The organism is Aliiglaciecola sp. NS0011-25 (genome assembly GCF_040370605.1).
In the GTDB taxonomy this organism is placed as follows: Bacteria; Pseudomonadota; Gammaproteobacteria; order Enterobacterales; family Alteromonadaceae; genus Aliiglaciecola; species Aliiglaciecola lipolytica_A.
Genome location: NZ_BAABWR010000015.1, coordinates 93,383 through 118,488 on the forward strand (window position 1 = coordinate 93,383; position 25,106 = coordinate 118,488).

21 protein-coding genes are annotated in these 25,106 nt (G+C 36.4%); 8 read left to right on the plus strand and 13 right to left on the minus strand.

Annotation, left to right across the window (positions count from 1 at the left end; all coding sequences use genetic code 11):
* Window positions 1-75: 75 nt before the first annotated feature.
* Window positions 76-789 (minus strand): NYN domain-containing protein, encoded by a 714-nt coding sequence (locus ABWV72_RS14175; protein ID WP_342804620.1) that lies wholly within the window; start codon window positions 787-789, stop codon window positions 76-78.
* A 275-nt stretch (window positions 790-1,064) separates the two neighbouring features.
* Between ABWV72_RS14175 and ABWV72_RS14180 the strand changes: the two genes are divergently transcribed.
* Both ABWV72_RS14180 and ABWV72_RS14185 read left to right on the plus strand, forming a co-directional pair.
* Window positions 1,065-1,724: a hypothetical protein gene (locus ABWV72_RS14180; RefSeq protein WP_353371296.1), complete on the plus strand. Its 660-nt coding sequence runs from the start codon at window positions 1,065-1,067 to the stop codon at window positions 1,722-1,724.
* 15 nt (window positions 1,725-1,739) lie between these two features.
* Complete coding sequence (locus ABWV72_RS14185) at window positions 1,740-2,858, plus strand: cysteine desulfurase family protein (protein ID WP_353371298.1); 1,119 nt, start codon at window positions 1,740-1,742, stop codon at window positions 2,856-2,858.
* Here ABWV72_RS14185 and ABWV72_RS14190 read toward each other — a convergent pair.
* From ABWV72_RS14190 to ABWV72_RS14210, 5 genes are read right to left on the minus strand one after another with little or no spacing between them, the layout of a single operon-like run.
* On the minus strand, window positions 2,855-3,238 hold the full coding sequence (locus tag ABWV72_RS14190) for a nucleoside 2-deoxyribosyltransferase domain-containing protein (RefSeq protein WP_353371300.1): 384 nt from the start codon (window positions 3,236-3,238) through the stop codon (window positions 2,855-2,857). The genes ABWV72_RS14185 and ABWV72_RS14190 overlap by 4 nt on opposite strands.
* Window positions 3,228-3,914, minus strand: a complete 687-nt coding sequence (locus ABWV72_RS14195; RefSeq protein WP_353371302.1) for a hypothetical protein — start codon at window positions 3,912-3,914, stop codon at window positions 3,228-3,230. The genes ABWV72_RS14190 and ABWV72_RS14195 overlap by 11 nt, the downstream gene beginning before the upstream one ends.
* Window positions 3,915-3,945: 31 nt before the next feature.
* On the minus strand, window positions 3,946-4,842 hold the full coding sequence (locus ABWV72_RS14200) for a phosphoadenosine phosphosulfate reductase family protein (RefSeq protein WP_353371304.1): 897 nt from the start codon (window positions 4,840-4,842) through the stop codon (window positions 3,946-3,948).
* On the minus strand, window positions 4,832-8,215 hold the full coding sequence (locus tag ABWV72_RS14205; RefSeq protein ID WP_353371306.1) for a hypothetical protein: 3,384 nt from the start codon (window positions 8,213-8,215) through the stop codon (window positions 4,832-4,834). The genes ABWV72_RS14200 and ABWV72_RS14205 overlap by 11 nt, the downstream gene beginning before the upstream one ends.
* Window positions 8,208-9,164: a DUF4007 family protein gene (locus ABWV72_RS14210; RefSeq protein ID WP_353371308.1), complete on the minus strand. Its 957-nt coding sequence runs from the start codon at window positions 9,162-9,164 to the stop codon at window positions 8,208-8,210. The genes ABWV72_RS14205 and ABWV72_RS14210 overlap by 8 nt, the downstream gene beginning before the upstream one ends.
* A gap of 422 nt (window positions 9,165-9,586) precedes the next feature.
* Between ABWV72_RS14210 and ABWV72_RS14215 the strand changes: the two genes are divergently transcribed.
* The 5 genes from ABWV72_RS14215 to brxL are packed head-to-tail and all read left to right on the plus strand — an operon-like array spanning window position 9,587 to window position 18,552.
* Window positions 9,587-10,432 carry a DUF4007 family protein gene (locus ABWV72_RS14215; protein ID WP_353371310.1) on the plus strand — a complete coding sequence of 282 codons (846 nt, stop codon included), beginning with the start codon at window positions 9,587-9,589 and terminating at the stop codon, window positions 10,430-10,432.
* The gene (locus ABWV72_RS14220) at window positions 10,423-10,893 is read left to right on the plus strand and encodes a hypothetical protein (RefSeq protein ID WP_353371312.1); all 471 of its coding nucleotides are present in this window, start codon (window positions 10,423-10,425) and stop codon (window positions 10,891-10,893) included. Before ABWV72_RS14215 ends, ABWV72_RS14220 begins: the two co-directional genes overlap by 10 nt.
* A 14-nt stretch (window positions 10,894-10,907) precedes the next feature.
* Window positions 10,908-14,870, plus strand: a complete 3,963-nt coding sequence (locus tag ABWV72_RS14225) for a hypothetical protein (RefSeq protein ID WP_353371314.1) — start codon at window positions 10,908-10,910, stop codon at window positions 14,868-14,870.
* Window positions 14,867-17,167 carry a PglZ domain-containing protein gene (locus tag ABWV72_RS14230; protein ID WP_353371316.1) on the plus strand — a complete coding sequence of 767 codons (2,301 nt, stop codon included), beginning with the start codon at window positions 14,867-14,869 and terminating at the stop codon, window positions 17,165-17,167. Before ABWV72_RS14225 ends, ABWV72_RS14230 begins: the two co-directional genes overlap by 4 nt.
* Window positions 17,164-18,552 carry a BREX system Lon protease-like protein BrxL gene (brxL, locus tag ABWV72_RS14235; protein ID WP_353371318.1) on the plus strand — a complete coding sequence of 463 codons (1,389 nt, stop codon included), beginning with the start codon at window positions 17,164-17,166 and terminating at the stop codon, window positions 18,550-18,552. Before ABWV72_RS14230 ends, brxL begins: the two co-directional genes overlap by 4 nt.
* Window positions 18,553-18,562: 10 nt before the next feature.
* On the opposite strand, the gene ABWV72_RS14240 is transcribed toward brxL, so the two are convergent.
* The 7 genes from ABWV72_RS14240 to ABWV72_RS14270 all read right to left on the minus strand — a co-directional run bounded on the left by ABWV72_RS14240 (window position 18,563) and on the right by ABWV72_RS14270 (window position 24,006).
* Window positions 18,563-20,428: a DNA phosphorothioation-associated putative methyltransferase gene (locus tag ABWV72_RS14240; protein WP_353371320.1), complete on the minus strand. Its 1,866-nt coding sequence runs from the start codon at window positions 20,426-20,428 to the stop codon at window positions 18,563-18,565.
* Between the two features lie 2 nt (window positions 20,429-20,430).
* Complete coding sequence (locus ABWV72_RS14245; RefSeq protein ID WP_353371322.1) at window positions 20,431-21,120, minus strand: hypothetical protein; 690 nt, start codon at window positions 21,118-21,120, stop codon at window positions 20,431-20,433.
* 39 nt (window positions 21,121-21,159) lie between these two features.
* Window positions 21,160-21,393 carry a hypothetical protein gene (locus ABWV72_RS14250; RefSeq protein ID WP_353371324.1) on the minus strand — a complete coding sequence of 78 codons (234 nt, stop codon included), beginning with the start codon at window positions 21,391-21,393 and terminating at the stop codon, window positions 21,160-21,162.
* 183 nt (window positions 21,394-21,576) lie between these two features.
* Window positions 21,577-21,834 carry a hypothetical protein gene (locus ABWV72_RS14255; RefSeq protein ID WP_353371326.1) on the minus strand — a complete coding sequence of 86 codons (258 nt, stop codon included), beginning with the start codon at window positions 21,832-21,834 and terminating at the stop codon, window positions 21,577-21,579.
* A gap of 77 nt (window positions 21,835-21,911) precedes the next feature.
* A complete protein-coding gene (locus ABWV72_RS14260) occupies window positions 21,912-22,244 on the minus strand; it encodes a hypothetical protein (protein ID WP_353371328.1) in 333 nt (110 codons plus the stop codon).
* Window positions 22,245-22,562: 318 nt separating this feature from the next.
* Entirely contained in the window at window positions 22,563-23,363 is an 801-nt protein-coding gene (locus ABWV72_RS14265) for a DUF3307 domain-containing protein (RefSeq protein ID WP_353371330.1), read from the minus strand.
* Window positions 23,356-24,006 carry a hypothetical protein gene (locus tag ABWV72_RS14270; protein WP_353371332.1) on the minus strand — a complete coding sequence of 217 codons (651 nt, stop codon included), beginning with the start codon at window positions 24,004-24,006 and terminating at the stop codon, window positions 23,356-23,358. The genes ABWV72_RS14265 and ABWV72_RS14270 overlap by 8 nt, the downstream gene beginning before the upstream one ends.
* Window positions 24,007-24,218: 212 nt before the next feature.
* On the opposite strand from ABWV72_RS14270, the gene ABWV72_RS14275 reads away from it, so the two are divergent.
* Window positions 24,219-24,863 carry a peptidylprolyl isomerase gene (locus ABWV72_RS14275; RefSeq protein WP_353371334.1) on the plus strand — a complete coding sequence of 215 codons (645 nt, stop codon included), beginning with the start codon at window positions 24,219-24,221 and terminating at the stop codon, window positions 24,861-24,863.
* The last annotated feature ends 243 nt before the right edge of the window (window positions 24,864-25,106 follow it).

Sequence of the window (25,106 nt, forward strand, 5' to 3'; positions counted from 1 at the left end):
TGAGATTTAATAAAGTGAACTGCGATAATTTTGATTTTTATATTTGCTACTAAATTTTTTAGTAGCAAACATCAATCAGTGTGTTTTCATTTTGCGTAAATCACGTACATAAGTACCTGAACCGTTTTTTCGCTTCACTTCAAATAAATCGATGGCAGCAAATAAATCACTGAGTTTTTTAAACCCAAAATTTCGTTGATCAAAAGATGCATGATTCGCAATATGCGTCCCTATCGCCCCCAAGTTAGCCCAGCCGTCATCATCTTCAGAGGCTTCAATTGCTTGGCGCAACATATTCATTAATTTCGTATCGCTTTTGATACTAGGCTTTCGATGGGTTATTGGTTTTTCGTCTACAGGTTCTTCATCGAGGTAAAGAAATTTCGAACAACTATTCACAAATGCAGTAGGTGCTTTCCGCTCTCCGAAACCAATCACAAATTTACCATCAGCCAAAGCTCGGGTAACTAGAGGTGTAAAATCGCAATCAGATGAGACTAGACATATTGTATCAACATCTTTGGTATACAGAATATCCATTGCGTCGATTACCAATGCGATATCAGTGGCATTTTTGCCTTTGGTTAAATCAAATTGCTGGATAGGTTGGATAGCGAATTCATGCAGCACATCTTCCCATGGCTTAATATTAGGGCTTTTCCAATTGCCGTAAGCTTTGCGAATATTGACTACACCATAACGCGCCAATTCTGACAGAATTATGCCAATTTTTGCAGCAGGCGCATTGTCTGCGTCAATAAATAAAGCGATTTTGTCCTGTTCTTTCATCCTTTAAAATTCCTTTTTCAGCCCCTTTTAATGTAAAAAACATAATGAAACGCCAACAGCAATGAATCAATTATTTTTAAGATATGACAGTATGAGTGGGGATACGTTATACAGTGAAATTTGATGAGTCGAATGAAAACACTACTGAATTATTTAAAAATCTGTTGTGTGCAATTAGTTATGCTTTTTTAACTCTTAATATTTAATAAATTTACCAAGCAAGGTATTGTAAAGCTGACCAAAAAAACAATGCTTCGATTAAAAAGGAATTTATTTTGCCAAAGAACTTTAGTGATCTTAAAGCCAGACAAAGAGCAGAAAGAGATTCTTATTCAGATAATTTAGGTTTGCGAGTTCACAGAGCATTGAGTTGGTTAAGTAGAGCGGAAAAAGAGAAAGATGATTTAGATGCATCTTTTATATTCTTATGGATATCGTTCAACTCTGCATATGCCAATGAAATTCACGATCATAAAATGTTTACTGAACAAGAAACATTTGGAAATTTTATTAAACGCCTATGTGAGTTAGACAATGCTAATCGACTGTCTGATTTAGTTTGGAAAGAATTTGCGACTTCGATAAGATTGCTTTTAGCAAACAAATACGTGTATGCAGGCTTCTGGGAATTTCAACGACAAAATAAAAGTGAACAACAATGGACTACTGAATTTAAAGCTGCAAATGCCGCTGCTAATAAAGCACTTGGTAGTAAGAATACATCTTCGGTTCTAAGTATAATATTTGCTAGACTCTATACTTTGAGAAATCAAATGTTGCATGGCGGAGCAACATGGGATAGCAGTATAAATGGCGATCAAAAGCGTGATGCAGTAAACTTTCTAGCTAAATTTGTACCTTCGATTATCGAGATAATGATGGACAATTCTGATGTAATATGGGGAACTGCAAATTATCCCGTTGTAAAAGATTAAAAAGAGAATGTTCAATTGATTTACTTTGACTCTGCCGCTTCTTATCCAGTATTACCAGAAGTATTAAACTGTTTGACGACTTCATTCGAATCACTTTACGGAAATTCAACGGCGATTCATTCCAAAGGTAATGAAGCAAATGAAGCTATAAATGCAACTCGTGGTGATATTGCAGATTTAATTGGTTCTTACGATAGTGAAATTATTTTTACCAGTGGGGCTACCGAATCAAACAATATCGCATTTAAAAGTATTTTGTTAGGTAATCCAGAATTTAAAGAAAAGCGTCATATTGTCACCAGCTCAATAGAGCACAAATGTGTATTAGTTATTTGTGCTTTTTTTAAAACAATCGGCTTCGAAATTACATATGTAAAACCAAACAATGATGGGATTATTACTAAAGATGCTATAGATCAATCTATTCGACCAGACACAGCCTTGGTTTCTATTATGCACGTCAATAATGAGCTTGGGACTATTAACCCGATTGAAGAAATTGGTGCACTATGCTTTTCCAAAAGTGTTTTATTTCATGTTGATGCCGCACAAAGTTTTTTAAAGTTACCTATTGATGTTGATGACATGAACATTGATTTATTGTCAATTTCTGCTCATAAAGTTGGCGGACCTAAGGGTATTGGAGCGGTTTATATACGAGATTTACGTAAGCGCCACCTTGAACCTGTAATTCATGGGGCAGGACAAGAAGAAGGCCTCAGAGGTGGTACTGTCGCAGCCCCTTTAATTAGAGCCTTTGGTGTTGCAGTCCAGCAATTTCCTAAATACTATGGAAAGTTAAAGAAAAACAATCTTAAGCACTATTTTATTAGTAAGTTAATACCGACAAATGTGGAATATATAATCAATGGGCAAAGTGAATCTACGTTACTCAGTATTTGCTCTATCACTCTTCCTCAAATAGATGTTAGTTTACTAATACGAGCAACTGAATCACGGTTTTGTTTAGCACAAGGTTCGGCTTGTTCTTCTCAAGAAATTGAGCCTTCACATGTATTAACCGCAATAGGCTTGAGCAATGAACACGCTAATAAAACTCTGAGATTAAGCTTCAGTCATTTTAATTCGACTGAAGAAATTGACTTGTTTATATCCGATTTATTGGAGATTTAAAAGTTTTCTAACTTTTGAAGGTATTCAATGCCATCTTGAAGTGAAGTGAAATTAAAGTCACTAGAGTACCTAACCATATCAAAATACCGTTTTCTAGGGTTTTCAAGCCCTTCTTCTACAAATATGATCAATTTTCCAAGTGCTTTTGCGTATCCGATTTCCAATGCCAATGCGTAACCAGCAGGATTAGACACTTCCATATATGCGAACACAATATCCGCCTCCCTAACAGCTTTCAAATCAAATTCTGTATACTCCTTAGGATTAACGATGTTATGCGAACTAGGATCAAAATATGAATAATGTTCACAACATTCTTTAACAATATTTTGCCAACCACTTTTGAACCCACCAGCCAAATAAACATTTTTAGGTATCATTATTACTCTCTTTGTTCAAAATTAAATTAGCCATTGCCGCAGAAAAAGGGACTTCTTTAGCTCGCCTTTTGAAATTCTGAGATCTCAATTCAACTGGATAAATAATTAATATAGTTAAAAGCATTAAGATAGTAACTATCGACAAAATAGTCACAAATATATTCAAGTCAAACTTGTAAATAGCCAAAAACCTCAAGAACTCATATGTTGTTAAAAAAGGCATAAAAATCAATAGTAAGATGACAGTTGATTTACAAGATAATGATAAAAACATAAATCGCCGGCCAAGATCAGCCGCCTCTTTGGAAACTGACATAGCGAGACTTCTTAATTCATTTAGTGGTAAATTTGATACATCAACACCACTATTTTTTTCATTAAGTAATTTAACAAATAAGTCTTTAGCGTTTACAACGTCTGAGTCTTTGGCTTCATTAGTTAGATTTTCATTAGGTTTACTAAAAATATTTACAATTAATCTTAGAGATTCGTCTAAAGCTAATACTATATGCCCTACGCTATAACTAATGCCAAAGAACATTAATATTGCGGAGGTGTGTTGTGGGAGTTCGAAGTCTGTAATTGAACACAAAACTAAAACAACTAAAGCTCCAGGTATAACTTGAGCTATTAGATCATTAAAAAATTGTTCTAGTGCTTTAATGCTATCAGCCATATCAACCCTATAGTTTACTTAATTTCACTAATCACTTATAACAAGTCACGCAAGCTCCCCCACCTTCGATATCATCGTAAATCTCGTCTAAGTCTGTCATTTCACAGACCCCACCGATATCTCCAAGAAGTGCATTTCTGCGACGTTTTTTCTTAAAACGTTCAACTTGTTTTTCATGGTTAGCTATAATTGAAGCTTTCTTTTCAGGATTCTCAAGGGTTTCTAAAGGTTCACCTTTACCCATCCAATAAAAGCGCTCTCCAGTAACGTTATTATTTTCACCTTTTTCGAATTCTTTTGCTTGTTCAAACAACTCTGGGTGTTTCTCTTTCAACCTTATCCATTCAATTTTTTTCTGGAAAAAACAAAATGAACACCCTGACCTAGAGCGCCAAGAATAATAGGCAGGAAGCTCTAAACCATTACGCTGAAGGATATTTTCAATATCACTTTTAACAATTCCATCTTCTCTAAAAGGCATAATGGATTCAATAGGTTTATCAATTGTCATGAAGCCAGTGCGTTCTGGCTCATCTGCACGAATACCAACATAATTTTTAACAATGTAGCCTTCTGCAATAAATCCATCAACCCATTGCTCAAATGGTTTTAACTTCATTTGAACAGTACACCAACGGTCTCGTTGTGAAGGCAGATAATTCTGATGCTTTTTCAATAAGCTTTTAAACTCGACCTCTCCACGGCCTTCAATATTATTTAAAGAGCGTGCATTTAATCTATGTATGAAACCAAGCTTTTCTTCGAGTTGATCAATAAATTCATTGGTTTCAGGAAGCTCATACCCAGTATCTGTAAAAAAGTACTCAACATCAATTTCGGGACGAGTTTCCTTTACATAAAGTGCTAACGCGCTACTATCTTTTCCTCCAGAGAGGCCTAAAACATGTTTAACCTTTTTAGCTTGCATTCTCACCACTCATAACTTTTTCCATGTTATTAATTAGTAATTGACTCAAAGCTGCCCGCTTTTTATCTATCGGCATATCTTTTAGCAAAGAGTTTAGTTTATCAACAATTCCTACTACTTCTTTATCATCATCTAAAGATTTTGATAAATGGATTTCATACTCTTCATGTTTACCTGAATCACCCTTAGTAATTAAAGCAACTGGCTTAGAAAATCCCACATCAGAGAAGCGGCTAAAAGATTCAATCCGCCTAAATTGAACACAGAGATTCTGGATTTCATCCAGCGCATTACGAATATGTCTATCCGTCCAATTCCGTTCATGTGCTCCAGCGGCTGTAGCTATCACCATTTCGAAACCTAACTTACCATCAATAAACTTTGCTAAACGAGTTGCAAACTCTTTAACTGACGGGCGTTGAGAAGCATTTGATACATTTTCACAACGGTGTTTGAGATCGTTATCAAACTTACAGCCAAGTAAGTCGATGACAATCTGTTTAAACCCATTGGTTAACATTTCATGCTGTGATGACAAGTCTTCAATTGCACTTTTAAGCTTCTTAGCTAAAGTTTCTTTGCTATTTTCAGTCGTTGTATCAATTGAGAAAATTGAAGGTAAACTTTCTAATATAAGTTTATAGGGGTCATTTGCTCTCAAAACTTCATTTCTGAAGGCTCTAGCTTCACCAGTCAGCCCAAGTTTACTGCCGTCAATAAAGCTATCTCCTGAGGTCTTTTTAACCCAAGTTGGTAACAAGTGAATTAGCTTTACAATATGCTTTGCGATCTCCAAAATGGAGGAGTCTTTTTCAGTCGAAGAATGAGTTGCTTCTGCAATCTTATTTATCAAATCGGATTGGATACCGGAAATTTCAAAATAACGGACCCCAGCTTCTTGTGGGTGTTTATGTAATTTGTTGACAAAAACTTCATCTAATTCGGGAATAAAAATTGAGTTTTTCGTAGAGTCATTATCGTAAAACGCAACTTGTCCTTCCAAAGATTTCAATAGTGCTAAGCCATAAATCCGACATAACCCCGAAGTAAGTCCAAATGGAGGTGCCATCCAGTGTCGATATAATTGGTCCATAGTAACCATACCGCTACTACCTTTAATCAAATCAACACCACTTTGCCACAAGTTGTACATTTTAGAATGCGTCGATTTAGCTTTTTCATCCCATTCATATGGAAAGATAAAGCCTTCAGCAGTTTTTTTATGCCAACCTTTACTTTTTAAGCATGAAAGGTAAATACCTTTTTCAGGCGGGAATGAATCAGGTTCGAAGCCCAAATCTTCCTTACTTGCATTTTCTAACATGCATAACATCAATTTATTTATAGCTGCATTTGCACTTCCAGAGGGTTTTGAGCGATTCACCAACTCATTCAACACAACAGGAGCGTCGCTAAAAATACTATCTGCGACTTGCGAAGCGATAGCACTTAACGGTAAATAAGACAGCTTTTTCCCTTCAAACATCCAATGACACTGCTCTAAAATTTCATGGAATTGTTCATCGAGGTTCCTCTTAGCATCCTCGATTCGGCTTTCTAGTTCATTTTTCGCTATAAGATCATGACTTATTTGGCGTTCATGCTTTTTAATATGTTCAAGGGCAAGTAATTCGATAGCAATTGCTTTTAACGGTTCGATTCCTTCTGGTGATGCAAGGATAATGGCTGGTGAACCCAACGAAAAAGACTCTAACTTTTTCTCACTACACTTTTTAGCTATTACGACAAATGTTGCAAATGCTTGTCCTGAGAGCTGCTCTTTTTCTAAAATACTGCTATCGATGCTCTCAAGCTTGTCAACAATAAGTGTATTAGTCCAACGCATAGATCCCGTTTTGTGATAATGGGATGTCGCCAATACAGGAGATTGAACATTACATACTGATGTCCAGTCTACGCCTTCACTAATAGATTCTATTGTTTCAACTACAAGTGAGTTTATGTCAATGTCACTCCCTTGAAAAACAAAGAGAGCATTATGTTTTTGTCTAAAAATTATCACAGTCCACTTTTCTAATTCTGTGATAACAGTTTCAACTTCCCCTCTGTCCTCCCCTCTTTCAGTTAAATATTCAACTAAGAATTCTCGGGAAGCATGTATATGATTTTGAAATCCAAAAATAGTCAGTAAGGCAATTATCTTAGTGATACTTACATGAAGGTCACTTCCCTTTTGTGCGGCTCGTTGTATCGCATCGCATGCCTCTAACCATGCTTTACCGTCACTTGAGGTGACAATAATATGATGTAAATTATGTTCTAAATAATCCCATAACGATTCAGGACTGTATAAACATAAATTATCTAGTCCAACATCATAATACTGATGTAAGAAAGCTCTAAAACCAAATTTTTCATTGGACGCAAGAAAGCCAAAAAGACTTCTCTCATTTTGCGAAAAGCGTCTGCGTGAAATAGGACCAAGAAGTAAACTAACTAATGGATCTAATGGAAACGTATTAATTAACACATTTCGGTTTTTAGATTGCCCTTTAAACGACTTAGTAGTGATATCTGCAAGCTTTGAAAACTTCTTTTGTAAGGTAGATGATGCTTGTTTACTTTTTTGAATCGAATCACCAACTAAAACCAAGGATTCATCAATACTTGGATTAAACCCAAAATCAACGTAGCGACCTTGTACCTTTGCCCACTCCTTTTGAGTAAGCGCATCTTTGTTCTTTGCGTACTCGGCGAACGCTTGATGAAGAAAACCTATTACAATTACATCAGTACTCGCCTGCTGAGCGATATCGGCAAGCTCCTGGAAAAAGTACAAATCGGCCCCAGAACGAGATTGAAAATCAAGAGCCTTGCCTAATTCATCTAAAAGTAAAATATAACCGTCACATTTATTAACTTTGCGATTAAAAATAGTTTTAATTTGCTCTAAACATTGAGCATCTGATAATTCTGAAACTTCTTGTTCATTGAGCTTATGTTTAGTTTGAGTTGCGATACTTAACAATATTGATTGAGCAGGCGAACTTAACCCACAAACATGTTTAATTGGTTGCCAACCTTTTGTTAAACGAAAAGCATTTTTAACTAAATCAGTCAATCCTTCTACATTTGCTATTTTCTCTTGAGCGTAGTTTCGTTCTTCACTATTTTGAGATAGTAAAAAAGTTATAAAAAGAGCAATAGTTGATTTACCAGAACCATAAGGGCCGGTTAATGTGAACGTGCGTTGTGCACTATTTGAAAAGCTCCGGCAAAATGTTTCAATCGTATTGATAGCTGTACCATGCAATACAAACTCATCAATAAACTCTTGGAAACCTCCTTGACTGTCAATTCGAGTAGAAGATTTATAACGAGGATTAACGGAAACCACAGAATGACTATTCACAACTATCTCCGTAATATTGATATATATATAATTCAGGTTTAGAAATTAACTCTTTACTTACTCTTACTTGTCTCAAACCTAGAGAGTCAATCCACTTAATTTTACTATTCGTGATACGCTGCGCCTCGTCTAATTTGTGGCCTAAACCAGACTCAGATAGCCTAAATATTCGACCTGGAGAACATGGTTTCGACAAAATTGCGTCAAATTCAATAGAGTCCACATTGGAATCCTGATTTTCAACCGCGATAAATTTAATCAGCGCGTAAATAAATATTTCTATCGGTAAGTTATGCCTCTCACCTAACTCACTGATATAAAATGAGTTACCATTTTCTTTAAGCAAATTTAACTCACTCAGAGGAGAGCTAAAATGCTCCTCATCGACAACAGCTCCTTTTTTAGATGAAGCAGCTTTACGTTTTTTACTGTAAGTATTAATAAAGCAATCAAGGTCTTTTCTTAGAGTCGAAATATTAGAAGGTTCAGACTTCGTCAAATGAATTGATTCATCAACAAAGTCATCTAAAAGCTTTTTCTTCTCGAAACTCTGCACGTTTGAATAATTAAAAAAGTAGCGATAGGCAGAAAGAAAGTCATAATTAAAATTCAGTAAAAAATGCACTAACCAAACTGAACCTATTCTTTCTAAATAAGGATCTGCTCCTTCAGTTTCTCCAGCGGAACCGAAAATATAGCTGCCGAGGTCAGAAACAAAATGTTCTATTCTTCCATTCTCACTTTTAGGCTCTACAAAAGAAGAAGCCTCCGCCCAATAACGAATAGCATTGACCATATTTTTGCCAACACCCAATTTCACTATCGCATCACGTGTATGAGCTTCATTTGATGTTTGAAATTTTCCATTATTATTCAGATGGTTAATAGATTTAAACAACCATCCATACCTTAACGGAAAGGTATCGTGTCCTGTGTATTTTGCTTTCATGCTGCCTATTTTGGAGAAATCATCCAGAAGTTAATGGTAGGCAATTTTTTAAATGGATGGAAGTACTGAAGTGAAATTAATGCTGTGTATAAGCACAGGTAGAGTATTGAAAACTATGAATAGAAAGAAGTCAGTAGGTTTCAATATTTTCATTCGGAAAAAGCAATTTTTTTTAACAAAAAAAGCTTGTTTCATTTATTAATCGTGTTTAGAAAAATTATTTTAAAGTTTTTATACTTTCATTTTAATAGGATTAAAGTGTGCAAAGCACTGATAACAATAAAAAACATCACATTTATTTTTCTGTCTATTAGTGTTAGTGTTATTTTCCTAAGATCTATAATTGTGAAGTACCGGGCAAATCTTTGACCTATTAGAGTAAAGCAAAGCATCGGAAACTTGTAGTTTAAAAGGAATTAGAATTGTCTTTAATCAATAATCAGACCTTTCCATTTAATAAGTGGTGGTTTCACACCGCAATGTCTCTTGTAGAAAAAAACCCTTCTTGTTTTTCAAGCAAATATACAGCCCAAACGATGGCCGTCATGATTGCCGGTTCCAATGTTGTTAAAGCTATTCAAGAATGGTTAATTGCATCAGGTATTGTTGAATCAGCGCCTAAACAAACTTATCGTTTAACAAATTTTGGAAAAGCCATTCATAGTTATGATTCTAAACTTGAACATTCAGGCACATGGTGGGCGATTCATTTTGCATTGGCATTTTCGAAAAAAGCTGATACGTACTCCCAATATTTTATTGAGTTTGATTGCCAAAATAGACCTGAGATAATACTAAAAGATCTTGAGAAAAATATTATCGAAAAGTTTGAGGCTAGTTCAGCTGTCGCGTCGATAGAAAAAAGTTTTCAAGGAGTCAATAGACTTTTTGATAAGCATTATCCATTTAGTGAGTTAGGATTAATTGAAAAATCGGGAGACGGAAGTATTTTACGTATAGGGACTCCCGACTTAACAAATGATATAATCATACATGCCCTCATTACGGTAAAGTACCAGCTATTTCCTTCTAGAGAGTCAGTGTCCTTTTCACAATTTTGTGAAGAGTCAAATATTCATAAGTTTTTATGTATTTCCGCGCAAGAGCTTAGAAAGCAGCTAATAAAACTTAGTCAATCTACTGAATTTGGCAAGCTTTTATCGTTTCAAACATCAATAGACATCGAGTCCTTATCGTTTAATGATGAACTAACACCTCACAAAACAATGCTACGATTAATTCAAACGAAAGAAGAAACATGGAAATAGGACTAAAAGTACTAGCAGAAAAAGCAAAACAGGTGCTAGATACAGTACATTTGAACAATAAAGTACGATATCGTTCAGTGTGTTTCATGAGCCAAGATATAAGTGTAACTGAAGGCCTAAAAAACTCTTTTTATATCGAATTATCTACTTATGAGAGATGGCTTGCACCAAGCCAAGGTGGGGCACCAGCCTATGGCACTACAAGAAGCACATTTGAGAAACTAGTTATTAGTAACACAGCAAAAGGTTTGTTGATCTACAGACCTGAAGACTGGATAACTAACTGGCCCAAAGTTGATCAGGCAGCGTTTTGGTCATTTATCTCAATGCTGCACGGGCAGAGAGAAATTGTTTTGATAACGAGTATGAACCCTAGAAGCGATATAAAGCGCTATATGAATGAATTTGCAATAGAAGATACAGGCGTGTCTTACTGGTTATCTAATAAAGAGAGAAAATAGGGAAGTTTTTGAATATGAATTTAAGCGACATAATCAGTATTAACGCTCATATAAACGATGCTGCGATTGTATTAGATAAAGGAATATCTAACTCATCTCTTGTTGGAAGCTTTATGCCAACGAAAGCTTCTATTAAAGTATTTGAACATTTAAGTAAAGCAGTGTCTCCCTCGGCTACTCAAGAACAAAGAGCAATTAATGTCTATGGTAGTTACGGATCTGGTAAGAGCCACTTAGCTGTTGTAATCGCTCACCTGTTAAAGTTTGGCGCGGATGGCGAAGGTTTTGAGCAACTCCTCTCAAAAATATCAAGTTCAAAAAACGAAAACTTAGCTAAGAATATTAAAAATACTTTTTTATCAGATGCTGACGCTAGGCCTTATTTATTCGTTTCATTATATGGCTCAAATACAACGTCTATTGGCGCAAAGTTGCTTCAAGGGCTTTATGATGCTTTAGATAGAGAGGCGGGATTAGAACCTTCAAATATCTTGCCAAAAACTGAATTTGACGCTTGCAGAGAGAGGCTTCAATCGGTTATCGAACTTAAGCCAGAAATTTTGAATCAAGACTTAGATGAATTTGGAATTTCTGAGTATTTAGATATTGAATCATTGCTTGTCGGGTTGGAAAACCATGAGAATCAGGCTGTCAAAGCTTTTTTAGAATGGCATAAGAAAGAAACTTTTGGGATGGACTTTAACATAGCAGTACATGGGGGTAGAAGTTTTGTTCATGCATATAAAGAGGCTGGGGCGAGTCTTTATAAAAATCATAATTACGCTGGTATAGTGGTTTTATGGGACGAGTTCGGGCACGCTATTGAAGATCTTATTTCTAGCCCGTATAGAAATTCAGGTGAAGAAATCATGCAACTTCAAGAGTTCGTCGAAACCACATGTTCACCGTCTTATGGGCACACAATTTTTATTGGTGTGACACACGTATCTTTTGAAGAATACGGTGATAGAACAAAAGCTGACAATGTCGTAAAAGATGGTTTAGCAAAAATATCTGGGAGGTTCAACACTCCGTTTAGAATCGAATTGAGCGCGTCAGAGAACGAAGGCTATCACTTATTGGATATGCAAAAATCTTGGACACAGCTTGGCACTGAAGTGGCTAATAACTCTAAGGTTAAAGAGAAAGCACTAATTGACAGCTGCTTTAATCTTTCTATGTTTGAAAGTCTTAGGGATGAACTGGGCCAAATAATTTATAACGTATACCCCCTGCATCCAGCGTTAGCCTCAGGACTTTTTAATCTAGCTCAAATTGCTGCACAAGCAAATCGAACTGCACTTACTTTTTTCAGAGATAACTCAGACGACATATTGGATATAGAAGTGCTTGACGAAACTATCTGGGGTGATGAATTAATTAGACTACCCAAAATAGTTGATTTTTATGATGAAAAATTCCAAGCATTGGATTCTAAAGTTTTCCAAATGTATCAGAAGTCTCTTTCAAAAATAGGGGGAACTAAAGTTGAAATTGAGCGCCGGAAAGATATTCTAAAACTAATACTACTATCTAGTTTCTTAGGCGAAAACTTTCAAATTACAGAAAACTTTCTGAGCGCTGTACTTTACGATTGTGATTCTAAATCACACAAAGCGACTACTCTCTTTACAGACTTAGAATGGTTAAAAAGTGCCAACTTAGTTTGGAAAAATGTCGCTACAGAGCATTGGCAGTTAACTGGAGAGTCCGGTATATCAGTAGATGATATTGTGTCTGAAGAAATTGATGCATATGATAATCTGACTTTGAGCGAACTAATTGAATACAACCCCAAAATAAAAGATGAATTTTTTCCCATGTTGGGGGTCGGAAATTTTGAACCGAAACCTGATTCTGGGATTATACGTTCCTACTCTGTACGAATGCGTACTGATATTCTATCTCAATTTAAAGATGACCCTGCTATTTCTATCATAGTGAATATGGTTCCAGTGAATAATGGATTCGAAGCAGATGAGCTAGTTGCGAAAGTTAAGGCGGCAGACCCTACGCACGAAGTTTATTATTGGATACCGAAAAATGGCTTTGAAGATGTATGTTTGGAAGTGGAAAATGTTGAGAAAAATCTTTTAGAGTTGATGAAAGAGTATTTGGCAATAAATAAAATTTTAGTTAATTCCACTCTTATTGATTCTGTGAAAAGCCAGTTAATAGGCAAAAGGCAATTAGTTAATAGGAGTATAAAGCTTCTGGTTTCAAAACTATTTGGAAAAGAAGGCCTATCCGCAAATGAAACGTTGTTGATAAAATCTGGAAGCACCTCTCCAATTTTGAACCTCAAAAATTGGAACGACATAAAACAACACTTAGAAGCTCATTGCCATTCGTTATACCCTAAAGATATACCAGTAAGATATATGAAAATGAATTTTTTGTATAAAAATAAAGATATTGGAAACGTTCATCCAAATGCACCATTAATAGCGAATGTGGTAGACAAGATTCTAGATTATTCAAGCCATCCTGCCTATCACACTAGATTTTTGGGAGAGAAGTCTGAGACATCGCCAGTGAGTGGTGTAATTAATGGGGTTTTAGGTGAATATGCGAATAACATATTTATTGAACGACCTGATGATTTAGACTTGAAGGGGGCAGACGAGGTAAGCGAAAACCTTAAAGAGATTTTGACGTTTATCAAGAAAAAGATTCTCAAACGTCGCGACAAACCTTTTGAAGTTATGACCTTAGAAGAAGAGTTGAATGCAGCTCCATATGGTTTACCGAGTTGTGTTTTACCTATATTAATTGCGCTATCAATACGTAATGACTCTACGAGAGTAAGTTTTTTACACAAAGAAAAAACTGTGGGAAGTGCTTTCGCAAGATGTTTTATGAATCAGAAGCCTCTTAGAAGCAGGATGGTAGAATTCACTTCTAAGCAAGTCTCTGTTTTAAGCTTGTATGGTCAAGTCTTAAGGGAAATAGGGGTGCAAGGAGGTGAGCAAAGGTCAAATTATTTAGCTGAACAATCCTTGGCAGAATCGTATGTGAAAGAAATGAAGAATTGGTTTAAGTATTTGTCCGAGGCCACGATAACTTCTAAATTACTTTCTGAAAAAGCAAAATCAATTTCAAAAACATTTACAACTATAGGAGCAACGAATCAAGATATCGCCGATGCGACCGTTAACATACTAGAACTAACAGGAAGTTTCTCCTATGACAAACTAGATACATATATAGATTCATTATCATCAATATTTAGAGAGTTTGCTCAGATTGAAGATCTCAAAAAGCAATTGCTACTTGATGCATGGACTAAAAACTTACCAGAAGATGACGATAAAATTCTGAAAGTACGAGCATATTTAAACAACTTTAATGATGATTTTAGTCAGGGGTTGGTTTTGCTTCTTGATAAAGCTAGAGATAGTGAATTAGTTACACCAGAACAGTTAGTCGAGTTAAAATATTCAAAACGCCTTGACGCTTGCACAGATATGCAGATACAAACGCTATGTAATGAGGTTGAGTTTTCAATTAAAAATGGTTTAAGTTACCAACCTACTCCATTGATTCCTGGAAATAATCAGTCAGTCTTTTGTGAAAAAGTTATTCAATTGATTGAAAATTTTAAATTGGAACAATATAGATACCTGCTTGGCGTCATAACTTTTTTAGATGAAAAGAAAGGGGTAATTGCGTCAGAACTTTTAAAGTCAATTAAAGATGGAGATACTCTAGACTTAGATTTGATAGTTAAAGACGCAACAGGCAAAGCAATCGAAGAAATAGACGAAACTGAAAGAGAAAAAGTCCGCGACAGTATCGTAAAACTTTTAGACACAGCTTTATATTCAGCGATCCGAAAAGAAAAATTGAAAACCAATGACGGTTTACGACTAGAGTTCAAAAGGATATTAAAGTTGTCTTCGATGTCCACAGTCGAAAAAGTCGAGTTGTTAAACGAATTGCTAAATGACTTGTCTAGTGATGAGCGGGTAATATGAGCGTAAAGTTTGTTTTTGATGAGTTTAATTTATCATCTCATGATGACTTTGATATTATAATTACGAGTAATTTATCTTCTGTATCTGCTGCTCGCACGCAAATAGTCCAATTTTTAAGTAATGATAACAGCTCGCAGTTAAGCGTGCTGTTAAAATCTCATGCAGTTTTGAAACGTATTGATGACCTTTTGACAACAAAAGGTGTTGAACCGCTCCAGATCTTGAATCCACGACAATTATTAAGTGCTAAGTTAGGTTTTCAGCCACCTGTATGGCTTTATGATTCAGCAATAGCTAAATTGAACCTTTTGACTAGGGACAAATTAAAAATAGATCAATTGTTTTTCCTTAGAGATCTTTTGAGGGCTTGCAATTTCGAATTATTTGGAATGACAACATTTGAAAAACTAATGTTATTCATCAGTTCTCAACCTGATATGTTTTCTCTGTTTCTCGGGTTTACACCGTTTAAAGAAGAGTTAAAAAGGTACTTAGAGTTAGAGTTGAACGTTAAGAAGAGCACAGCAATCGAGTTGGTTGATATGTTTGACACAAATATCGATTTAATTGATTGCCTTCATTTAATCTCGCACAATCAAGCTGTTTTTTTATTAAAGAAAATTGCAAATGAAAATAAAATAGCATTTGCTTCACCTCCTCTAGAGGTGTCCAATTCTATAGCTTGTTTACCGTTAATTAATCTTTATTCAAATGACTCTGATTTAGAAACAAAATTTATTGATATTTTGGAAGCGCTTATAAAGTTTTCCTCTCCAGAAGATACTGCTAGTGAAATTCAAAAATTAGCTATACATCCATGGCCGAAGCTACTGCAGGCTATAGAGCGCGCTATACGAAAGAACCCTAAATTAAACAGTAAAGGTCTTATAGAAAGGCTTCAAACCATAGAAAATTCTGACAGCATTGAATTAGCAGCAACTTTGCAGTCAATGGTTAACCTCGGTTCACTTGATCCTCTTGATAAAGGTGCCGATATTAAAACAGTTGTGGATTGGTCGTATAAATATTTTGAACAAATTAGAATAGAGTTTGAAGCTGAGTCATTGGAATATGAAACCGAACTGGCAAAATCTTTCGGTGACTGGCTAATTTCACAAACTTCGAGAGTAGAAAAATCACAATATGACTGGCGACAAGTATCAGAGTCGATTAAAGAAAGCCTAGCTCAAGACCACATAACAGTTGTGTTCATGGTTGATGCATTGTCTCAAATCCACCATAAAGCCTGCGAAGAAATCTTAAATACAATTGACAATCTGTCATTTCAGGCGAATTTAGTCTTCGCTCCACTGCCAACAATTACAAAGATAGGCAAGAAATCTGTACTTAGCGGCTTGTTGCCAAGCAAAACTTCAGGTAGTGATTTAGACCTATTGGTGAGTCAATACGGTAGTACAAATTTGACTTCGGATAACATACTAATCTTACAAGACTGGAAGCGAGCAAGCTCAAATCAACTATCAAACAAGACAAAACTAGCTGTAGTATTTATAAATGAGCTGGATGACAGATTACATAAAACGAGTACGTTCAACAAGCATGCGAATGATGCTCGAACGATTATAAAGTCTATACGGAAGACCATAGAAAAATGGCTTCAAATTAGTTACTCACTAGGTAAAGAAATATCATTCTACGTTACAGCAGATCACGGTGTGACCTCTTTAAATAGGAAGGTTCCAAATAGTTTTAATGGGAAAGTGGGAGAGCGAGTTGTCGAACTAACTACTAAACCGGAGAATATACCAAGCGACTTTTATTACTTACCCTCTTACAAGAGTTCTGCTGGATATATAGTACCCAGACTTAGAGCTAGTTTTGATAAAGAGTGTGCTCTGTCACATGGGGGTTTAACACCAGAAGAGGTATTAATCCCTTTTATTAAGCTAAGCACAGTAAGCAACTCTCACAAGCAAAATGTTTTTGATATAGATACTGATATATTAGACTGTAAAATTGTTGCGGATAAAGAATGGAAGCTTCAAATAACCTTAAAAGTAAACTGTAATCTCTCTAATTTACACTTAAAAGCTATACCACCTTTCTTTGGACAAGCTAACGTGATTAACGCTTCTAAGTCTGATTTACTGAACATACCTCTTTCCTTAACTTCTAAACACTCTCAAGAAGGACATACAGAAATTACAATTGCTTGCCGTTACGAAAAGGATTCACAACAAATTGAGAAAAATTTGGATTTTGTTGTTGATATTCCCAAACCACTCTTAAAACAAACTGAAAGTTCGAAGAACTTTGGAGCAATGTTCGACTTATGATTAATGACAAAATTAGGGAAAACTTTAGAGAGTTAACAATAGACAAAAGTTTAGTAAGAACTCTTGGTATAAGAGACAAGCAAGCGATCCCGTCTTTCGTCGAAGAATGGTTAGTCTCTCGATACCAAGACAATGAATCTTCGAATGCGGAAATTGAGCTAAAAATTACAGATTTCATGAGCAAACATCTCCCCTCTAAATCTGAAAAAGAACTTATCAAAAACCGAATTATGAGGGGTGAAACAGTTGTTGTCTTGGATAGGTTCGATGCAAGAGTAGATATTAAAAAAGCAAAAAGACTAGTTTCAATACCCTGTTTGGATGAGTCGCAAGCTTTGATAACGGATGCTGTATTAGATGACAATGAATCATTACTCGAGGGGGGACAGTGGGGTGCCGGACAATTGTCGATGGAAAAGGATGGTAAAAGTAATGCAATAGCATTGATACGTTTTAGTCCTATGGAGTCCGGGGTGGTTGAGTTATCAAGTATTGTTGAAGCAAGGAAAAACTTTTCTACGATAGAGTGGATTCAATTTTTGATGCGAACTATGGGGTACGAACCAGCAACATATTCTTCTAATGAACAACGAAAAGTTATACTTCGCTTGTTACCGCTACTTCAGAGTAACCTAAACATGATGGAACTTGCTCCCAAAGGTACTGGTAAGTCTTTTATTTACTCAAATCTGAGCAGATACACTTGGCTTAATAGCGGGGGAGCGTTGTCACAAGCTCAATTGTTTATGAACATGAACACAAAAGAAAAAGGAATTTTGGTCAGGCATGATCTTCTTGTTTTAGATGAAGGCCAATCTATAAACTTTAAAGGCGCAGATGACATTCATGCTAAGTTCAAGGACTATCTAGAATCAGGTCACTTTAGTATTGCCAATAAAAAGTTAACAAGCGATTGTGGGCTTATGATTTTGGCAAATATCGACTTATGGGAAGGACAACCTAGGCAAGCTGATTACATAAAGCATTTACCCGAAATGTTTCACGATGACGCGTTAATTGATCGTTTCCATGGAATAATTCCTGGTTGGGAAATCCCTCGATTTACTACTGAGCATGCCGCAAAAGGATTTGGTTTAAAAGCAGATGTATTTGGACAATACCTTCATCAATTAAGGAAAGTGAGTCAGAGTACATTTCCTTATGGCAGGCCACCAACATTAGAAGGTGATAGTCGTGATGTAAAAGCGGTGACTAGGCTTTGCTCTGCTCTTTCAAAGTTGCTTTTGTTAAATCCTGAAGATGATGACTACGATGAATTTGTATACCAACCAGCATTAGAGTTAAGAAAAAGAGTTCGTGAGCAATTAGCAGAATTAAACCCACATGAATTCAAACCTTTGGTTAATGTGAAGATAAAAAGCTAACTTGATTAATTTAGACCAAAAGATTTTTAATCTTGAGCGTAGGAAAAGTAGCAGTTTTGATATAATCAAAAAAATCAACATCTTGCTCTGCCATTTTAATTTTTACTCGTTCTTTCAATCGAGGCTGTTCTGCGGTCTCGAAGTCTTCATACCCAAGTAGAGTAAGCTTACCTGACGTGATATGTATTTTTATAAGCTGTATATCATCTAGCTCACCATAAAGCTGGAGCGCGGAGCTCACATACACTCGCAACAAAGGTGAAAGTAGGTCGAGATATTGTTTATGAAACGTTAGTGAATGCGGGTGTTCGTGTTCGTAATCCAATACGCTAGCAGGCAAAGTTTCATTCGCCTCTATACATTCCCGTTCGATTTTTTCTACATCTGCTATTTGGAACAATAATTCAGTGGCTTGGGTTTGAGCTATTGTATTTGTTCCGAAAAATTCCTTAATATCTCGCTTAGTTTGCTCTGGCTGATGTTTATATGGTTTACGTTTGCCAAATAGACTAACGGCAAAATAGACGAGCAAATCCTCTTTGCGCATTTGTTGAGCAATGGTTAAATCCTTAACGTCATAAAAACTTTTACATAGCCTAAAGGCTTTTTTGATCGTCCCTACTAAATCAATAAGCTCACTAGATTTAGAAAATTCACCGACAGATGGACATCGCCCTAACAATAAGCAACTCTCCCAAAAAGATTCAAATAATTCACTATGTTTGGAAAAAAGTAATTTGGTTGAGGCTTCTTTGATATCTATAGGTTGAGCTTTATGTTCCCATGAATGACTGCGCCTATGACGATTTTGTAAAAACTCCTGTTCAATTTCCTTATCCTTGAAAACGAAATATATTCCAGGAGCAACGGCGATAGCTTGTTCATCTAAGCTAAGCTCTATAAATATTTTAAGTTCACTTTGATTATAGTATTTTTGGAAAGTATTCCGGCTAGTGATAATGCCGTCTTTATAGGGGGTAAACTGAGCAAGGTAACTTTCATTGGCAAGCATTGCCGATACAACCAACAGTTTATCCGTTAGTTCCCATGCTCCTTGTAACGCTTCTATTCGTTCGTTTCTATCTTCTATTACATTGATCACAAAACCAATATTGACTAAATCTGCATTAAGTTTTTCTGCGTCGGGCAGGAAGTTGGGATCCCAACCAAGCGCATCTAAACCATGAGCTTCTAACTCTCTTAAATCATCCCCTCTCCCACAACCGTAATCAAAAATGCTGTATTGACCTTCCAGAAAACCATTTTTTGCCATTGTTTTCATCGGTGCAGACAATTCATATCGGACAATGGCTGTTTTATCTCTATCTATTTTCTGCTCGTTAGGGTCACTTAATAATGCGGAATTGCGAAAAAGCCGCCCATCTACCAATTCATATCCATGAGAATGAATAATAGCTTCCCAAGACGCTTTGAATCCAATATGTCGGGGATTCTCGTATAAGCCAGCCTGTTCACCCTCTTGAGTAATTAGGCAAAACTCATCGTAGCAGTGATGATCTGAGGTAATCATTGTCTCTTTACGATGTAATATTGGTGGATTGTCGTAGTTAGAGTAATCCGTTATTTTATGAGTCAGTTTTTCTAAATTGACAGTAACACTTTGCTTGATTGCAGGATAAGATTCTGTAAAAAAGGTAGGATAATGCAATAAACTCATAGAAAAAGATTTGCGAGACAACTTAACTAAGTTCCAATCTTCTTTTGAAACTTTAAGCGCTTTGCTTACTGCATTTATTACATTTGTTAATTTTTCAGGAATATTGCACAGAGCACTTTCATGCAAATAAATAGCATCTGGGAGTTTTTTGCCTACTTCGATTTTATTTACTAATTTAGAAAAAAGTGCAGCGTCCAAAATTAAAGCTCCTCAGCTAATTTAATTGCAGCTTCACCAAACGCCTTTTTACTAGGATGTCTTCTACCCAACTTACTTTCTCCCATAACTTGTAAATGTTTAACAGGCGCATCATTAACACTTACGTGAATAGGCCGCTGTTCACCATAAAAATATAGCCTATCAAAGTTTAAGGTTTTCACAATATAGCGAGTAACCTCAATCATAGAATAGTTTGAGACTATAAAATCACAGGCACAACCTGAGCGTTTTGAAACAGTGTTTTCATTACTGTTTATTTCACATCCAGCATGTTGGTCTAGTTTAGGCGCTGTGCCCTGTGGAGAGAATTTCGCTATATAACGAGCTAGTTCCTTCGATGTAAAACCATAGGTAATTTTTATATTTCCGAACTGGCGCTCTACAGGTATTAGAATTTCAGCAATTAAATATTCTAAAAATCTTTTAGTCTCTATAGCTCTTGGAATGTTTGGAATATCGCTTGAATGACTTTCATGATGCCAGTTTAATAACTGCTCCCCCAAAGGATGTTGTAACAATGAAATATGAGAAGGTAACTCGTACTTAAATGCCCTGCCCTTTTTATGGAAATTTAGTTCACCAGATTCGCGCAAGTGCATCAATTTACAATCTGAAATTTTTAGTATTTTTTTTATTTCTGAAGATGAAAAATACAAATTATTTCTCAACAAAATCGACGTTCCAATTATTCATTTATAAACCTTTGAATATTAATCTCTAATGAACTCACCAGTTAATTGGTAATTTTCTAATTTAGATTGTAATTTTTCAAGTTTATATAAATTTTGGGAAAAAGTACTCTTAACTCCTAAATCTGCACTCAAACAAATATGCTTTTTCATTAATTTAATTAATGAAGTAAAATTAGCGGACTTTCCTGCTTTTTGCTGAATTAAATTTTCTTGCTCTATTTGCAGTGTCAATTTTAGAAGCACTATATCCATTTTTTTCTCAATTTGTATATTAACAATTTAGGGATTTAACTCATTTTCGGGGGTAGAACTACCCCCGAAGTTATTTCACTTCCGAATAACTTAAAAACATTCCCAACTCTGTTAAATATTCGTTTTAGTGCTTTTACCATAAATGCATTTGTTCACCGCAGTGCGCGGTTGCGAGCTTTTTATTTATCGCATATTTTGGTTACATTGATAGTCCTTGCACAGGTCACCTGTGATTTCACAACGGTTTAACTTGGCTTGTAATTTTTCGAGGTTTTGCAAGTTGTCAGCAAAAATGCTTGTGGAGCCTAATTCTTCACTTAACACAATATGGGCTTTGACTAATTTAATTAGTTTTGTAAAGTCCGCTGATTTTCCGGCTTTTTCAATAATTGAATTTTCGCGACTTATTTGCATCGTTATGTACAGAAGATTTGGGTCCATGATGACTTCTCAATTTTTGTGCTCAATTATTAGAAAATGTTTGGTTTGGGGCTGTTAACTGTCCCAAGTATTTTCAACTAACTTTTCTTATCTAAGAGAAATATTCGCTGAACATGCCTTCGCGTTTCAGTAGAAAATGCATTGGTCGCATTGCCTTTGAGAAGCCACTGAAAAATAGTCGCCGTGACCTGCTTTAATGCACTAAACAGCTGCATATTTTTAGTATTTGTTTTATGTTCGGCTAAACAGGTAAATGGCGGTTGGGCTTGTTTTCTAAGGGCATGGTTTCTAAGGGGTTGGCTTTGAGGCTGATTCACACACAAGCCTTGCATCCACGAGGCGAATGGTGATGGTACGTATGAAACTATATGTGATGGACTAACTAGCAATTCTTGATGTTGCTTTTTCATATTGCGTCTCTACTACTAAAATACGACTGCATTTGCGCCTTTGTGGCACCGATTTCCATTGAGCTGGTGATGTGCTGTTTACACCAACTTTTCGCGGGTTCGACAATTTGACTGAAAGCTTTATTGTCTAATCTTGTGTATAAGTGTAACGAGTTTCTAAAATCTCCCACCTGTCGATAAATATTTGCACATAACAGGATTATTTGATCTGAGGCGTTTTCGCGAATCTGCGAGGGCAAATCTGCGGGAGCAGAGCTGTTGATTTTTACTTTGGGCTAAAACCAGTGGGATCTGCCCCCCTTTGAATTATTTGATTTTTTAGTTAATTTTCACCCCCAGGCTTAACGAGACGATAGCACCTACCAAGGTTGTGATCACAACAGAGAGTAAAGAGCCAATTAGTACATATTCGGTCATACTTCTACCATTCGCTTTGTTCAATTCTCCAAATCGAAATATGGATTTAGCGGCTAATACAAACCCAACGGCTGCGTAACTCCCTACAAGGGTGAAGGTCAATATTAATACGCGCTCTAAATAACCAATTAATTCACCACCAGCAACAAGGCCGGTGATTTCAGGTTTACTTTGCTTGCTCAATGGTTGGTCTTGTGGTGTTGATTCGTCTGGATTAAAACCGGATAGGGTATATTTTTGCAGTACCTGACTAATCACAATGGAAGTTGGTTTGAGAATCAACAAATACGCAAAAATCACTTGAACGCATGCTGAGAGCTTTTCATGTTTTAACACTGCATTAATAGTGATGCCGTCAACAAGGTAGAAAGCACTTACCGCGAGTACAGTGACATGTAGTGTTTGATCGATTATAAAGTGAGACAGCTTATCCCCATTCGCGCTAGTCACTTTCCACAGATCGATAGCAAAGTGAGTCACTGTTACCCACACCACTAAGTACGCGGTCAATTGCCAATGAATGTCTAACACCAATGCTGGCAAGATCAATGCGACTCCATGCAGCAGTGCATGACAGTACAACTCTACACTACGATAGGTGCGCTGCTTTTTGGCTTCTACCCAGCGGGCTGGCTGCAGGTAAAAGTCACAAATAATGTGAACCAATAAGAATGAAATCAGCAGACTAAAAAATTCAGACATCTTCAATTACCTTTAATTGTTGTTCAAATCGATAATTTAACGCTTCAATTAATGGCCACCCAGAGGCTTTGAGTGACTTGCTAACGGTAGCAATAGCAACATTTAATTTACCTGCTAGGTCGCTAACAGATAACTCTTGATTGGTTTGAAGCATAGGAAGCATCACTTCACATTGGCGTGGTGTCAGGTCGGTAAGTTGTCGATCAAGGTATTTAAATAATAAATCAAAGTGATCCGTGAGTTCAGGACGATCAGAACTAAACAGCAACCTATCACTTTTTAACGCCTTTAAACCGCGACCAGAAAGCACAAATGCTTCCCCCATGGATTCAGAGACTGATTCACGCAATTGTGCATTTGAAGCAATGGCAAAACTAATCCTGCTATCAAAATCTTTACCAAGGGCTTTTATGCCAACTCTGTAGACAATGGTATATCTCAATACGTTTGAGATATCATGGATCAAGGTCTGAAATTCATCACCACGTTTAATACTATGTGTGTTTAAATAGTTTACCTCACTGATCCATTGTTGGATGTCTTTAATGCGTTGCAGTAGTTGGTCAAACTGTTTTGCAGTTAATTGGGTCGAGTTAACCACATCCCCACTAATCACGGCGATGGGTTTTTGATTGTATTCCACACTAATTCCTTCTTTTGAGCTTCAGGATTAATTTAGCCCAAATAGGCTAAAAACGCAAATTTAGCCTTAATTGGCTAAATTGACGTTTTTAGCGAGCTATGACTAAAGAACTGCGAAACTGCGGGGTCACAACAAACCTGCGGGTTTCCTCAGGTTTTCAGGTTTAGTGATATTTGCTAAGCTAGGGCAAATAACGAAACTGACATGTATCAATGACATACCAAATTAAAACGTTTTCTTCGTATTTTCTAACCTTCAGCATTTGCATCTTGTTACTCGGCGCTTGTGCGACGTCCAAAAAAGCTCAGCTTCCGGTTGCTGTGTTGACCACTGAATATGGCAATATTGAGATTGAGTTAGACACAAATAACGCGCCAGTAAGCGCGAACAATTTCATTGCTTACATAAAAGGCGGGCATTTTGAAACCTTGACCTTCTATCGTACTGTTGACCACAGCAATGATAACCACCCTCTGAAAATCGCAGTTCTACAAGGTGGTTTGAACGCGGCACTTGATGAGCCTTTCGATGCTCCGCTACCAGCAATCACTCACGAATCAACGGCACAAACCACCCTCACCCACACAAGAGGCGCGGTTTCTTTTGCCCGTGGTGATTTAGGAACAGCGCAATCAGAATTTTTTATCTCTACCATAGATAACCCGCATTTGGATGCAGGCGGATTACGCCACCCTGATAAACAAGGTTTTGCGGTATTTGGCAAAGTGATTGGGGGAATGGACGTGGTAGACAAAATTGCGGCAATGCCTGCGAATCGAGTTCACGACAATCCCTATGTGGAAGGACAATTATTAACTGAGCAAGTGGTTGTCAGTAAAATCACTCTCATTGATTAATAAATCAGCTCAATCAAAGCGAAAAACCGTTTTAAGACTAAGATTACAAGGCACATCTAGGGAAATATATTTTCCAATTTGAGTTTTTAAAAAAACTTAAAGCATTCAGGCACTTGGAGAGGTTTGCTTAGCACATTTTTACTGATAAACTTTTTCAGTGCAGTTTTATCTTTTGCTTTAAATAAGTGGCATCACTTAGCTTTTAGTTATTAGCTCGTCGTTAGTAACGCTTAGTTATAGATT